The following is a 13,524-nucleotide window of genomic DNA, read 5'->3' as shown; positions in this document are numbered from 1 at the left end:
ATGATTCTCATGAAACTTTACGGTATCCCCAACTGCAACACCGTCAAAAAGGCCCGCACCTGGCTGACGGAAAACGGCATCGAAATCCCTTTCCACGACTTCAAGAAACAGGGTGTCAGCGAGGAGCTGCTCAAGGTCTGGCTGAAACAGATCAGCTGGGAAAAACTGGTTAACCGTCAGGGCACCACCTGGCGCCAACTACCGGACGAAGCCAAGGCCGCGGTCTGCAATGAAACCAGCGCGATCCGGCTGATGCTGGAAAAATCCAGCGTGATCAAGCGCCCGGTACTGGAAATGGACGGCAAGATCATCCTCGGCTTCGACGAAGCCGCTTATCAATCGCTATTCGGAATTAAATGATGAACAACAGCACGCTGGAACTGGCCAAGGCCCTGATTGCCCGCCGTTCGCTCACGCCGGACGACGCCGGCTGCCAGGATATCCTGATCGAACGCCTGGAAAAAATCGGCTTCAAAATCGATCGCATGCGCTTCGGCGACGTGGACAACTTCTGGGCGCGCCGCGGCTCAGCCAAGCCGGTGATCTGCTTTGCCGGCCACACCGACGTAGTCCCCACCGGCCCGGTGGAAAAATGGGGCAGCGAGCCCTTCACCCCCACCCTGCGCGACGGCATGCTCTACGGGCGCGGTTCTGCCGACATGAAAACCTCGCTCGCCGCCTTCGTCACCGCTATTGAGGAATTCACCAGCGCAAATCCCGACGCGTCCGGTTCCATTGCGCTGCTGATAACTTCGGATGAGGAAGGCGTGGCGGTAGACGGCACCGTACGCGTGGTCGAAGCGCTACAAAAGCGGGGAGAGGGAATCGATTACTGCATCGTCGGCGAACCCACCTGCGTCTCCAAACTCGGCGACACCCTCAAGAACGGCCGGCGCGGCTCGCTATCCGGCACGCTGGTGGTGAAAGGCATCCAGTGCCACATCGCCTACCCGCATCTGGGCAGGAACCCGATCCATCTCGCCGCCCCGGCCATCGCCGAACTGGCGAATACCACGTGGGACGAGGGCAACGAATATTTTCCGCCCACCACCTGGCAGATTTCCAACATCCAGGGCGGCACCGGCGCCACCAACGTCGTGCCCGGCACGGTGGAAATCCTGTTCAACTTCCGTTTTTCCACAGCGAGCACGGTCGATGGTCTCAAAGCCAAGGTTCACGCCATTCTCGACAAGCATGGTCTGGACTACGATCTGGAATGGGCACTCTCCGGCAAGCCTTACCTCACTCCCAAAGGTAGCCTGGTGGACGCTGTCGCCCAGGCAATCAAGGACACGACCGGGGTGGAAGCCGAGCTTTCCACCAGCGGCGGCACCTCGGATGGCCGCTTCATCGCCGACATCTGCCCGCAGGTGCTCGAAATCGGCCCGCTCAACGCCACCATCCACAAGATCGATGAATGCGTGGCCGTGGCCGACATCGAACCGCTGAAGGAAATTTACCGGCGTACGCTGGTGAATTTATTGGTGACAAAATGAGTTTCGAAGAAGCGAAAGATAAGCTGATTACGGTGCGCGACCTGCTGCGCTTCGCAGTGAGCCGCTTCAACCAGGCCAACCTGTTTTTCGGCCATGGCACCACCAACGCCTTCGACGAGGCGGCCTACCTGATCCTGCACACGCTGCACCTGCCGCTGGACCGGCTGGAGCCGTTTCTCGATGCGCGTCTGCTGCCGGAGGAAGTCGATGCCGTGGTGGAAATCCTGCGCCGCCGCGTCGAGGAACGCCTGCCTGCGGCCTATCTCACCCATGAAGCCTGGCTGGGTGACCTGCGATTTTATGTCGACGAACGCGTGATCGTGCCACGCTCCTTCATCGCTGAACTGCTGCGCGAACACCTTCAACCCTGGGTGGAGGATCCTGAAGCCATCACCCGCGGCCTGGACATGTGCGCCGGCTCTGGATGCCTTGCCATCCTGATGGCGCTCACCTTCCCCAACGCCCAGATCGACGCGGTCGATCTTTCCGCCGATGCGCTCGATGTGGCACGGCGCAATGTCGCCGACTATGGCCTGGAAGACCGGCTGAGCCTGATCCAGTCCGACCTGTTCACGGCACTGGAAGGACGGCGCTACGACCTGATCGTGAGCAACCCGCCCTACGTCAACGCACCTTCGATGCAAACCCTGCCCGAGGAATACCGGCGCGAGCCGGTTGGTGCACTGGCCAGCGGCGAGGACGGTCTGGAGCATGTACGCACGATCCTGCGCGAGGCCCCCAAACACCTGAACAAGGATGGACTACTGGTGGTGGAAATCGGCCACAACCGCGATGCGCTGGAAGAAGCCTTCCCCGAACTGCCGTTTACCTGGCTGGAAACCAGCGCTGGCGACGAGCATGTCTTCCTGCTTACCCGCGAGCAAATGGCTTAATCCCGACGCGATTCAATTCCGCCGTTCGTGCTGGACCTGTCGAAGCATGAGTGGCGCTAATTGTGCTGCATGCTCACCCAACTCTCAGAAAATCAGCGGGATGGCGACGACTTGCGCGGACGGCGAGCCGGTTTTTCTGATGCCACAGCTGGCGCCACAGGAGGATGTGATCTGATCCTGCTTACTCGCTTCTCCTCGTCGGGGCGCGACTGCTTGTCGGCGATGGCGGGAGCTTCTATCCCCGCCCATTTCAGTATCTGACGCACCTGTACCGGATCCAGCTCCATGGTTTGCCCGCGCTTCAGGCGCGGCGGCAGGTTGATCGCGCCGAAGCGCACCCGCATCAAACGGCTGACGGTCAGGCCGACGGCTTCGAACATGCGCCGCACCTCGCGGTTACGACCCTCACGCAAGACGACACGGTACCAGTGGTTGATGCCTTCACCGCCCTGGTCGGAAATCGTATCGAAATTCGCCGTGCCGTCCTCAAGCTCGATCCCCGCCGTGAGCTGCCCCAGTTGCTCGGGCGTGAGCGTACCCAGGGTGCGCACTGCGTATTCGCGCTCCACTTCGAAACGCGGGTGCATCAAATGATTGGCCAGTTCGCCGGAGGTGGTAAAAATCAGCAGGCCGCTGGTGTTGAAATCCAGGCGCCCGATGGCGATCCATTTCGAGGTTCTCATCTGTGGCAGGCGATCGAACACGCTGGGACGGCCTTCCGGGTCGTCACGGCTGACGATCTCGCCTTCCGGCTTGTGGTAGAGCATGATGCGCGGCATCTTGCCAGCCGCGCGAACTCGGACGTTCTTGCGATCCACCCGCACCATGTCTTCATCGCTGATGCGCGCGCCCAGTTCGGCCACCTGACCGTTGACCGTCACCCGTCCGGCCTTGATCAGCTCTTCCATGTCGCGGCGCGAACCCAGTCCGGCCTGGGCCAGGATCTTCTGCAACTTCTGGGTTGGCTGACCTCGACGCGCATGTGGCGTGGCGGCTTTGTCGGCTACCTCATCGTCCTCCTCAACTTCATACACTGGAGCGAGAACTTCCTCTACCTTGGCAGGCTTCACATCGCTTTGCGCCTTCAGCGGTTTGCGAAATGGCGTCTTCTTGCCGCCGCGGAATTCCTGGTTGCTCGCTTTCTTCCTTGGCGGTGAATCGGAGCGCGGTCCGGTGGAATCCTTCTTTTCTGGCATATCGTCCTGCTTTCCGCTATTCGTTAGTTGTTGCGAGTAAATTTACGTCGGTCTGCTCCAGCTGTGGCAATTCCTCCAGCGAGCGCAAACCGAGATCGTCGAGCATTTGTTTGGTGGTGGCGAACAGCGCCGGCCGTCCCGGCACGTCGCGGTGGCCAATCGCATCGATCCAGCCGCGTTCTTCCAGCGTCTTGATCACCTGGCTGCTGACCGTAACGCCGCGGATATCCTCTATATCGCCACGCGTCACCGGCTGCTTGTAGGCGATGATCGCCAGGGTTTCCATGACTGCCCGGGAATAGCGCGGCGGCTTTTCCGGGTTGAGGCGGTCGAGATGTTTCTGGTATTCGGCGCGCGCCTGGAAGCGCCAGCCACTCGCTACACTGACCAGCTCCACGCCACGCCCCGTCCAGTCCTGGTGCAGTTCTTCCAGTAGCTTGCGCAGGATATCCGTGCTCAGTTCGAAGTCGAACAGCTTTTTCAGCTCGTGCAGGGAAAGCGGCTCCTGGCCCACCAGCAGGGCAGTTTCCAGCACCAGTTTAATCTCTTTCAGATTAGGCGTCTGCATGGCTCAGTTTCACATAAATCGGTGCGAACGGTTCCTGCTGGGTGACCACCACCAGGGACTCCCGCACCAGCTCCAGCACGGCGAGGAAGGTCACCACCAGTTCCGGTACTCCACGTGTCGGGTCGAACAGCGCGCCGAACTCGGCGAAGCGCTCGTCCTTCAGGCGGCGCAGGAGGCGGCTCATGTGCTCGCGCACCGACAGCTCCTCACGGCTCACCTTGTGGTGGCAATTGACCCTGGCACGCGCCAGCACGCCCAGCCAGGCCTGTTTCAGATCGTCCAGACTGACTTCCGGTATGCGCTTTGCCGCAGCCTGCTCCAGCCATACCTGAACCAGTGCAAAATCGCGCCCGGCGACAGGCAGCTCATCCAGTCGCTGTGCCGCCAGCTTCATCTGCTCGTATTCCAGCAACCTTCTCACCAGTTCGGCGCGCGGATCGTTTTCGTCCTCGGTGCTCTCGTCGCGACGCGGCAGCAGCATGCGCGACTTGATCTCGATCAGCAGCGCCGCCATCAGCAGGTACTCGGCCGCCAGCTCGAGCTGGCCGGCATGCATCATTTCTACGTAGTGCATGTACTGCCGGGTCAGTTCTGCCATCTGGATGTTGAGTACATCCAGGTTCTGGCGGCGGATCAGGTACAGCAGGAGATCGAGCGGACCTTCGAAAGTTTCGAGAAAAACCTCGAGCGCCTCGGGCGGAATGTAGAGGTCGTGCGGCATCTCGGCGAGCGGCTCACCGTGGATGCGGGCAACGGGCGATTGCAGGGTTTCAATCATCAAAACCTTTAACCACGAATGTCACGAATAAACACGAATTTTCACGAATGGTTTTATTTGTGCCCTCTGTATATTCGAGTTCATTCGTGAACATTCGTGTAATTCGTGGTTAAGTTTGGTTCAGGCAAAAACAATCCTCACCACATCTTTGAATTGTCTCACAAAATGCGCCGTCACGCCTTCCTTTATGTGATCCGGCAGCTCATCAAAATCACGCCGGTTGGCTTCCGGGAAAATCAACTCCGTAATACGGATGCGCCTTGCCGCAATGACTTTCTCGCGCAACCCGCCGATAGGCAGCACTTCGCCGGTCAGGGTCAGCTCGCCGGTCATGGCGAGCGGGCGGGAAATCTTCTCGTGGCGCGCCAGCGACAGCAGCGCTGTGGCCATGGTGATGCCTGCGCTCGGGCCGTCCTTGGGCGTCGCGCCTTCCGGCACATGAAGGTGGACAAAAGCTTCGTCGAAAAACGCCGGGTTGCCCTTGTATGCCTTGAGGTGCGACGCTATGTAGCTGTAGGCGATCTCAGCCGATTCGCGCATCACTTCGCCGAGCTTGCCGGTGAGTTTGAAGCCACGGTTCTTGGTGTGCACCAGGGTTGCTTCGATCGACAGCGTGGCGCCGCCCATCGCCGTCCAGGCCAGGCCGGTCACCACGCCGATGCCGGTGATCGGCCTTTCCGGCATGAACACCGGCTTGCCCAGATATGCCTCGACCTCATCGACACCCAGGCGAATTGGCTGTTCCACTCCGCCGACGATCTTCACCGCCGCCTTGCGTACCATGCTGCCAAGCTGCTTTTCCAGATTCCGCACCCCCGCCTCACGCGCAAAGCCTTCAATGACGCGCTTCAGCGCGGCTTCGGTGATGGTGAGATTGCCGCGCTTCAGCCCGGCCTTCTTGAGCTGTTTCGGCCACAGGTGGTGCTTGGCGATTTGCACCTTCTCGGCGGTGATGTAGCCGGAAAGCCGGATCGTCTCCATCCGGTCCAGCAGCGGCGCGGGGATGGTATCGAGCTGGTTGGCGGTGCAGATGAACAGCACCTTGGACAAGTCGAAACGCACGTCCAGGTAGTGGTCGAGAAAATCGACGTTCTGCTCGGGATCGAGCACTTCCAGCAGCGCCGAAGCCGGGTCGCCCTGATAGGAGGCGCCGATCTTGTCGATCTCGTCGAGCATGATCACCGGGTTGGCCACGCCGCATTCCTTGATCGCCTGGACGAACTTGCCCGGCATGGCGCCGATGTAGGTACGGCGATGACCCTTGATCTCGGCCTCATCGCGCATCCCGCCGAGGGAGAAACGGTAGAATTTTCGTCCCAGGGCATTGGCGATGGACCGGCCGATGGAAGTTTTGCCGACGCCGGGCGGGCCCACCAGCAACAGAATGGAACCGGCAATTTCGCCTTTGAGCGAACCCACCGCAAGAAACTCGATGATGCGTTCCTTGACGTCGCCGAGACCATCATGATCGTGGTCGAGGATCTTGCGCGCACGCGCCAGATCGAGCTTGTCCTTGGAAAACCTGCCCCACGGCAACTGGCTCAGCCAGTCGAGGTAGTTGCGCGTCACCGCGTATTCCGGCGAGCCGGATTCGAGCACCGAGAGCTTCTGCATCTCCTCGTCGACGCGCTTTTGCGCTGATTCGGAAAGTTTCAGCTTGGCCAGCCGCTCGCTGAAGCGTTCGATGTCGGCGGTCTTGTCGTCCTTGGCCAGTCCTAGCTCTTTCTGGATTTCCTTGAGCTGCTCGCGCAGGAAAAATTCGCGCTGCTGCTTGCTCATCTTCTGCTCGACCTGCTCGCGGATCTGCGACTGCAGCTTGGCGACCTCGAGCTCCTTCTTGATCAGCACCAGCACCTTCTCCATGCGGCGGCGCAGGTTGAAGGCATCCATCACCGACTGTAATTCCTCTTTCGACACGGTAGTCAGGGAAGCGGCGAAGTCGGCCAGCAACGAGGGCTCGTTCGGGCTGAAACGGTTGAGGAAGAACTTGAGTTCCTCGCTATACAGCGGGTTGAGTGGCATCAACTCCTTGATGGTGTTGATGATCGCCATCGCGTAAGCCTTCAGCTCATCTTCGTTGCGCGCGATTTCAGGGGGGTATTCAACCTGCACCACGTAAGGCGGCTTGGTGGAAATCCATTTAACGATGCGGAAGCGGCTTTGGCCCTCTGCAATGAACTGGATCTTGCCTTCGGCGCGCACCGGGTGATGCATGCGCACGAGCGTGCCGATGGAATAGAAATCCCTCGGCGTCGCCCCTTCGGCGTGGGGAAGATTGACCAGGATGATGCCCGCCATCTGCTGTGGCGTTTCACCGATTTTCTTCACCGTCTCCAGCCACGGCCCCTCGTTCATCAACAAAGGCAGGGTCTGGGCAGGGAAAAATGGGCGCTCCGACAGGGGCAGCAGGTAAAGCGTAGTGGGATAAATGGCGGCAGGAACCGGCGGCGCAGCTTCCTCTTCGACATCGGTGGACCGCAGCACCTCGCCTTCGAGGAATTCTTGATCTAGCGTGATTTTCTTTTTTCTTGGCATGGTATTCCTAACATGGAGCTAGGTCAGCCGTAATTCAACCCCATCGCCTCCCGCACATCGCGCATGGTTTCGGATGCCAGCTCGCGCGCTTTTTCGCAACCGTCGGATATGATGTTGCGCACCAGGGTGGGGTCGTCCATGTACATCTGCGCCCGTTCGCGCATCGGCTTCTGCTCTTCCAGTACGGCGTCGATCACCGGCTGCTTGCACTCCAGGCAACCGATGCCGGCGGTGGTGCAGCCCTGCCGCACCCATTCCTTTCGGTCTTCTTCAGAATAGACCAAATGGAACTGCCATACCGGGCATTTCTCCGGCGTGCCGGGGTCGTTGCGCCGCACTCGCGCCGGGTCGGTCGGCATGGTGCGGATTTTCTTCGCCACGCTGTCTTCAGCCTCGCGCAGTGAAATGGTGTTGTTGTAAGATTTCGACATCTTCTGCCCATCCAGCCCCGGCATTTTTGAAGCCGCGGTGAGCAGCGCCTGCGGTTCGGCCAAAATCATCTTGCCGCCGCCCTCGAGATAGCCGAACAGCCGCTCGCGGTCACCCAAAGACAGGTTCTGCTGGTCGTTGAGAAGGGCGCGCGCCGATTCCAGCGCCTCCTCGTCCCCCTCCTGCTGGTAGCGGGTGCGCAGTTCCTCGTAGAGCTTGGCGCGCTTGCCGCCAAGCTTCTTGACCGCGGCTTCCGCCTTCTCTTCGAAACCCAGTTCGCGCCCGTAGAGATGGTTGAAGCGCCGCGCCAGCTCGCGCGTGAACTCGATGTGCGGCACCTGATCCTCGCCCACCGGCACCTGGTTGGCGCGGTAGATCAGGATATCTGCTGCTTGCAACAACGGGTAGCCAAGAAAGCCGTAGGTGCTCAAATCCCTTCCGCTGAGTTTTTCCTGCTGATCCTTGTAGGTTGGAATCCGCTCCAGCCAGCCCAGCGGCGTCATCATCGACAGCAGCAGATGCAGTTCCGCGTGTTCGGGTACGCGCGACTGGATAAACAAGGTTGCGCGGGACGGGTCCACGCCCGCGGCGAGCCAGTCGATCACCATGTCCCAGACGCTCTGTTCAATAATGCCTGGGGTATCGTAATGGGTGGTCAGCGCATGCCAGTCGGCAACAAAAAACAGGCACTCGTATTCATGCTGCAGCTTCACCCAATTCTTCAGTACGCCGTGGTAGTGGCCAAGATGCAGGCTCCCGGTCGGGCGCATGCCGGACAAAACGCGTTCAGTAAACATGTTCTTAGTTCTTTCTTATCAAATACCGAATAGCAGCAATATCAACGATTTTGCCACATTAATCAGCGGCCACATGATGGCCCCCAGCACGCCGCTGAACAACAGAACCACCAGCAGGATCATGCCGTAGGGTTCAAGCATGGAATAGCGGTAGGCCAACCGGTTCGGCAACAGGCTGACAGCGATGCGTCCGCCGTCCAGCGGCAGTAGCGGCAGCAGATTAAGCACCATCAGCACCACATTGATGTTGATTCCGGCCATGCCCATCAGCGACATCGGCAGGGAAAGCGCACTGTCCGGCATCATGTTGGCGAGCTTCATCACCACCGCCCAGCCGAGCGCCATGGCAAGATTTGCGCCGGGTCCGGCCAGTGCCACCCACAGCATGTCCTTCTTCGGATTGCGTAAATTGTTGAAATTTATCGGCACTGGCTTGGCCCAGCCGAACAGGATACCGCCCAGAAACAGGGTCAGGAGCGGGATCAGCACGGTGCCGATCGGATCGATGTGGCGCAGCGGGTTCAGGCTCACACGCCCCAGCATGTAGGCGGTGGTGTCGCCAAAGTGCTTGGCGACGTAGCCATGCGCCGCTTCGTGCAGGGTGATGGCAAACACCACCGGCAAGGCATAAACGGCGACCTGTTGTACGATGCTTAATTCCATTTATTCTTCTTCCAGTCCAAACGGTTGTATGTCTCCCTTGCCCCGCCGCACCAGCACCGGCATCTCACCGCTCAGGTCGATCACGGTGGTGGTGTCCACATCGCCGTAGCCACCATCCACAACCAGGTCAACCTGGCGCTCGAGCAAGTCGCGAATATCATAAGGGTCGTTGAGCGGTTGGTCGTCCCCGGGCAATTGCAGGGTCGTGCTCAGCAACGGCCCGCCCAGCTCGGCCAGCAGCGCCTGGAGAATCGGATGATCCGGCACGCGCAGGCCGACGGTCTTGCGCTTCGGGTGCTGCAATCGCTTCGGCACCTCCCGCGTCGCCTCCAGGATGAAAGTGTAGCAGCCCGGCGTATTCGCCTTGAGCAGCCGGAACTGGCGGTTGTCTACTTTGGCATAAACGGAAATCTCGGCCAGGTCGCGGCATACCAGGGTAAGCGGATGGTCTTCATCCACACCGCGGATCGCGCGGATGCGCTGCTGCGCCTCTTTGTCGCCCAGGCCGCAGCCCAGCGCATAGCTGGCGTCGGTCGGATAGGCGATCACCCCACCGTTGCGAATGATTTCCACCGTCTGGTGAATCAGGCGCGGCTGCGGATTTTCTGGGTGAATGACAAAAAACTGGGCCATGGCAGATCAGTCCTGAGTGCTGAGTGCTGAGTGCTGAGTAAAACTCACCGTCCCCAACTCAGAACTCAGGACTTCCGACTCAGGACTCATTTCAGGCCAGTTGTGCCACACCGGCTTGCAGCCGGATGGCAACGCGGGCAAACGACCCAGATCCATGTAGCTTTCGCCCACACCGTGAAAATCGGAACCGGTGGAAGCCAGCAAATCGAATTCACTGGCATAGTTGGCAAATTGAATAAACTGATCAGCGGTATGGCTGCCCGTCACCACTTCGATCGCCTCTCCGCCAGTCTCCTTGAAATCGGCGATCAGGCTGCCCAGATTGGTCCTGCCCAGATCGTAACGGCCGGGGTGGGCAAGCACCGCGATCCCGCCGCTCGCACGAATCCAGCCAATTGCATCGGCAAAATCGGCCCAGCTGTGCTCCACATAGCCCGGCTTGCCCTTGACCAGGTATTTTTTGAACACGGTACGGGTATCCTTGACGATGCCCTTTGCCACCAGAAAACGGGCAAAGTGGGTACGGCTGATGATGCCCGGATTGGCGGCATAGGCGTAAGCGCCTTCCAGGCTGTCCGGGATACCAGCCTTTTCCAGCTCGGCGGCGATGCGTATGGCACGTTCGCCTCGGCCGGCACGAATCGCTGCCAGGCCATTTCGCAGTGGCTCGTAAGCGGGATCGATGCGCAGACCGACAATGTGCACGCTGCGTTTGTTCCAGGTTACCGAAATCTCGACGCCGTTGACCAGCGCAATGCCAGCCTCGCTCGCGGCCGCACGCGCCTCATCCAGCCCGGCGACATCGTCATGATCAGTCAGCGCCAGCACCCTGACGCCTTGGGCGGCTGCCCGCCGGACTAGCTCGGAAGGAGTGAACAAACCATCGGAAATGGTTGAGTGACTATGCAAGTCAATAACGGAAGACATTAATAGTGGGCTTGTTAAAACAACCCGAATCATAGCAAAATACGGGTCTCGATGAAATGATGCGTAATCCGACCTGCCCTGATGAAATTCCTTTTCGACCTGTTTCCCATCATCCTGTTTTTTGCCGCCTACAAGTTCTACGGCATTTTCACCGCCACTGCGGTAGCCATCGGCGCGACATTTGCCCAGATCGGCTGGGTCTGGTTTCGCCACCGCCAAGTCGACAAGATGCTGTGGATCAGCCTTGCGATCATCACGGTGTTCGGCGGCGCGACCCTGCTCCTGCACGATGAAACTTTCATCAAGTGGAAACCGACCGTACTCTACTGGCTGTTCGCCAGCGTGCTGCTGATCAGCCAGGTCGTCTTCAGAAAAAACCTGATTAAAGCCATGATGGGAAAGCAGATGGTCCTGCCGGAAAACATCTGGCACAGATTGAATCTGGGCTGGACCACCTTTTTCACCGTGGTCGGATTCGTCAACTTGTACGTGGCTTTCAACTTTTCCACCGACACCTGGGTCAACTTCAAGCTGTTCGGAATCCTTGGCCTGATGCTGGTATTCATCCTCGGCCAGGGCGTGCTGCTGGCAAAATACGTTGTTGAAGTTGAAGAAGACAAGGACGCTCAGTGATGCTGTATGCCATAATCGGCGATGACGTACCGGACAGCCTGGAAAATCGCCTGGCCGCCCGCCCCGCACACCTCGCCCGCCTGGATGCCTTGCAGCAGGATGGGCGCTTGGCGCTGGCCGGACCATTTCCCGCGATCGACAGCCCGAACCCCGGCCCGGCCGGCTTTTCCGGCAGCCTGATCGTGGCCGAATTCGAATCACTAGATGCAGCGCGCACCTGGGCCGAGGCCGACCCTTACCTCTCGGCCGGGGTTTACGAACGGGTTACCGTCAAACCATTCAAGAAAGTATTACCTGCATGAGCACACCGGAAAAAATTCGCGAACGACTCGCCTCGCTTTCCCCTGAACGCCTGGAAATCGAGGACGAAAGCGCCCGGCATGCCGGCCATGAAGGCGCCAAGAGTGGCGGCGGGCACTACCGCCTGACTATCGTTTCGGCCCAGTTCGCCGACAAATCGCTGATTGCCAGACACCGCATGATCAACGAACTGTTGGGAGAAATGCTGCAAAAAGAGATTCACGCCATCAGCATAAAAGCGTACACTCCCGGCGAGAATTAAATAAACTATACTTAACCTTCCAAGTTTTTTTAACCAAAGGATGTTATTGATGTTTTCATACAAATCCCGAATTCTTGCAGTCTCCATCGGCAGCATGCTCACCCTCGCTTCGTGCAACGCTCAGGATGGCGACAAATCCGCCACGCCACCTGCTGTCAGCTCAGCCGCCATCGCTACGGTGAATGGCGTCCCGATCAGCCAGGCACGCTTCAACTTCCTGCTCCAGCTTTCCCAGCAGCAGGGCCAACCGGATTCCCCCGAAGCGCGGAAAAACCTTCGTGAAAAGCTGATTACCGAGGAAATCGTTGCTCAGGAAGCGCTCAAGAAAGGCATGGACAAATCCGCCGACGTGCTCACCCAGATCGACCTCGCACGGCAGACCATACTGATCCGCACCTACCTGCAGGACTTCATCAAGAACAACCCCCTCAGCGATGATGCATTGAAAGCCGAATACGAAAAAATCAAATCCCAGATGGGCGACAAGGAATACCATGCCCGCCACATCCTGGTGGAGAAGGAAGCTGAGGCGAAGGACATCATCGCCAAGCTGAAAAAAGGCGAGAAATTCGAGAAGCTGGCTGAAAAATCGAAAGACCCGGGCTCCAAGGTCAAGGGCGGTGACCTGGGATGGGCTGCCCCGGCCAATTTCGTGCCGGAATTCAGCGCCGCCATGACCAAGCTGAAGAAAGGTCAGTACACTACCGAACCGGTGAAGAGCCAGTTCGGCTGGCATATCATCAAGCTCGAGGACTCGCGCATGTTGCAGGCGCCACCCTTCGACGAGGTGAAACAGAACCTGCGTCAGCGCGCGCAACAACAGCAAATCGACAAGATGATCTCTGATTTGCGCGCCAAGGCCAAGGTTGAAGAAAAGACAGAAGCGGCAGCTGATAAAAAATAACGTAGCGAACTACCCGCAACAATGAACAAGGGCGCCACTGGCGCCCTTGTTCATTTCGGAAGCATCAATTCACGCGCCGTTGCACCCGGCTACAACCAGCCCGCCCTGCCCTGCTCACTTGCGGGCATTGCGAAACATCCGCATCCACGGCCCGTCCTCCTGCCATTCCGCGGGATGCCCAGGGTGATGCCCACCCGGCGTGGTCAGGCAGCGATTTTTTCTGCTTGTGTCGGATGACCGCGCTTGCTGGCGTTCAAGACCTCAACGCCGACGACGTTTCCGCTCTCGTCGAAATCCAGAATGATGCCAGGCTGAGCCTCCTCGGATTCAAGCACATTGGATTCCGACAAGCGCAAATACAACGCGTCCACTTCGGGATCATAATCGAATCTCATAGAGTTCCATTCTAAGTCCTGTCGAAAGGCCATCACCACATGGGGCGGGTTCTTCGACTAAATTATAGATGGCGCGCAACAAATTGTTTCCATGCGCAGATGGATTCTAATTCCC

At 58.9% G+C, this 13,524-nt stretch carries 16 protein-coding genes; 7 read left to right on the top strand and 9 right to left on the bottom strand.

Translation table 11 applies throughout. The annotated features are described in order from the left end of the window. Positions 1 to 9 precede the first annotated feature (9 nt). Genes VMV64_RS07665 through prmB form a run of 3 tightly spaced genes read left to right on the top strand, consistent with a single transcriptional unit; the run spans position 10 to position 2,389 of the window. A complete protein-coding gene (locus VMV64_RS07665; protein ID WP_325329362.1) occupies positions 10 to 360 on the top strand; it encodes an ArsC family reductase in 351 nt (116 codons plus the stop codon). Further along, a complete protein-coding gene (gene dapE, locus VMV64_RS07660; protein WP_325329414.1) occupies positions 360 to 1,496 on the top strand; it encodes a succinyl-diaminopimelate desuccinylase in 1,137 nt (378 codons plus the stop codon). Before VMV64_RS07665 ends, dapE begins: the two co-directional genes overlap by 1 nt. Further along, positions 1,493 to 2,389 (top strand): 50S ribosomal protein L3 N(5)-glutamine methyltransferase, encoded by an 897-nt coding sequence (prmB, locus tag VMV64_RS07655; protein WP_325329361.1) that lies wholly within the window; start codon positions 1,493 to 1,495, stop codon positions 2,387 to 2,389. The genes dapE and prmB overlap by 4 nt, the downstream gene beginning before the upstream one ends. A 92-nt stretch (positions 2,390 to 2,481) precedes the next feature. Here the strand turns inward: prmB and rluB are convergent, their stop codons facing one another. The 8 genes from rluB to VMV64_RS07615 form a co-directional block, all read right to left on the bottom strand. Beyond that, positions 2,482 to 3,585 carry a 23S rRNA pseudouridine(2605) synthase RluB gene (gene rluB / locus VMV64_RS07650; RefSeq protein WP_325329360.1) on the bottom strand — a complete coding sequence of 368 codons (1,104 nt, stop codon included), beginning with the start codon at positions 3,583 to 3,585 and terminating at the stop codon, positions 2,482 to 2,484. A gap of 16 nt (positions 3,586 to 3,601) precedes the next feature. Then, positions 3,602 to 4,153 carry an SMC-Scp complex subunit ScpB gene (gene scpB / locus VMV64_RS07645; RefSeq protein WP_325329359.1) on the bottom strand — a complete coding sequence of 184 codons (552 nt, stop codon included), beginning with the start codon at positions 4,151 to 4,153 and terminating at the stop codon, positions 3,602 to 3,604. After that, positions 4,140 to 4,931: a ScpA family protein gene (locus VMV64_RS07640; RefSeq protein WP_325329358.1), complete on the bottom strand. Its 792-nt coding sequence runs from the start codon at positions 4,929 to 4,931 to the stop codon at positions 4,140 to 4,142. Before VMV64_RS07640 ends, scpB begins: the two co-directional genes overlap by 14 nt. A gap of 120 nt (positions 4,932 to 5,051) precedes the next feature. Then, on the bottom strand, positions 5,052 to 7,466 hold the full coding sequence (lon, locus tag VMV64_RS07635; RefSeq protein ID WP_325329357.1) for an endopeptidase La: 2,415 nt from the start codon (positions 7,464 to 7,466) through the stop codon (positions 5,052 to 5,054). Positions 7,467 to 7,489: 23 nt separating this feature from the next. Beyond that, positions 7,490 to 8,692, bottom strand: coding sequence for a tryptophan--tRNA ligase (locus tag VMV64_RS07630; protein WP_325329356.1), 1,203 nt, complete (start codon positions 8,690 to 8,692; stop codon positions 7,490 to 7,492). Between the two features lie 18 nt (positions 8,693 to 8,710). Next, positions 8,711 to 9,355 (bottom strand): site-2 protease family protein, encoded by a 645-nt coding sequence (locus VMV64_RS07625; protein WP_325329355.1) that lies wholly within the window; start codon positions 9,353 to 9,355, stop codon positions 8,711 to 8,713. Further along, positions 9,356 to 9,988, bottom strand: a complete 633-nt coding sequence (locus VMV64_RS07620) for an L-threonylcarbamoyladenylate synthase (protein WP_325329354.1) — start codon at positions 9,986 to 9,988, stop codon at positions 9,356 to 9,358. It lies immediately after the preceding gene. A 6-nt stretch (positions 9,989 to 9,994) separates the two neighbouring features. Next, a complete protein-coding gene (locus tag VMV64_RS07615) occupies positions 9,995 to 10,915 on the bottom strand; it encodes a 3',5'-nucleoside bisphosphate phosphatase (RefSeq protein ID WP_325329353.1) in 921 nt (306 codons plus the stop codon). Positions 10,916 to 10,996: 81 nt separating this feature from the next. On the opposite strand from VMV64_RS07615, the gene VMV64_RS07610 reads away from it, so the two are divergent. From VMV64_RS07610 to VMV64_RS07595, 4 genes are read left to right on the top strand one after another with little or no spacing between them, the layout of a single operon-like run. Further along, positions 10,997 to 11,548 carry a septation protein A gene (locus VMV64_RS07610; RefSeq protein ID WP_325329352.1) on the top strand — a complete coding sequence of 184 codons (552 nt, stop codon included), beginning with the start codon at positions 10,997 to 10,999 and terminating at the stop codon, positions 11,546 to 11,548. After that, positions 11,548 to 11,850 (top strand): YciI family protein, encoded by a 303-nt coding sequence (locus VMV64_RS07605; RefSeq protein ID WP_325329351.1) that lies wholly within the window; start codon positions 11,548 to 11,550, stop codon positions 11,848 to 11,850. The genes VMV64_RS07610 and VMV64_RS07605 overlap by 1 nt, the downstream gene beginning before the upstream one ends. Next, the gene (locus VMV64_RS07600) at positions 11,847 to 12,110 is read left to right on the top strand and encodes a BolA family protein (RefSeq protein ID WP_325329350.1); all 264 of its coding nucleotides are present in this window, start codon (positions 11,847 to 11,849) and stop codon (positions 12,108 to 12,110) included. The genes VMV64_RS07605 and VMV64_RS07600 overlap by 4 nt, the downstream gene beginning before the upstream one ends. Before the next feature lie 49 nt (positions 12,111 to 12,159). Continuing rightward, complete coding sequence (locus VMV64_RS07595) at positions 12,160 to 13,014, top strand: peptidylprolyl isomerase (RefSeq protein WP_325329349.1); 855 nt, start codon at positions 12,160 to 12,162, stop codon at positions 13,012 to 13,014. Between the two features lie 203 nt (positions 13,015 to 13,217). On the opposite strand, the gene VMV64_RS07590 is transcribed toward VMV64_RS07595, so the two are convergent. Continuing rightward, positions 13,218 to 13,409 (bottom strand): DUF2283 domain-containing protein, encoded by a 192-nt coding sequence (locus tag VMV64_RS07590; RefSeq protein ID WP_325329348.1) that lies wholly within the window; start codon positions 13,407 to 13,409, stop codon positions 13,218 to 13,220. Positions 13,410 to 13,524: the final 115 nt, after the last annotated feature.

This window comes from Sulfuricella sp., from assembly GCF_035531155.1.
In the GTDB taxonomy this organism is placed as follows: domain Bacteria; phylum Pseudomonadota; class Gammaproteobacteria; order Burkholderiales; family Sulfuricellaceae; genus Sulfuricella.
The sequence above is the reverse complement of the archived record's forward strand: the minus strand, read 5'-3'. Positions and strand labels throughout refer to the sequence as shown.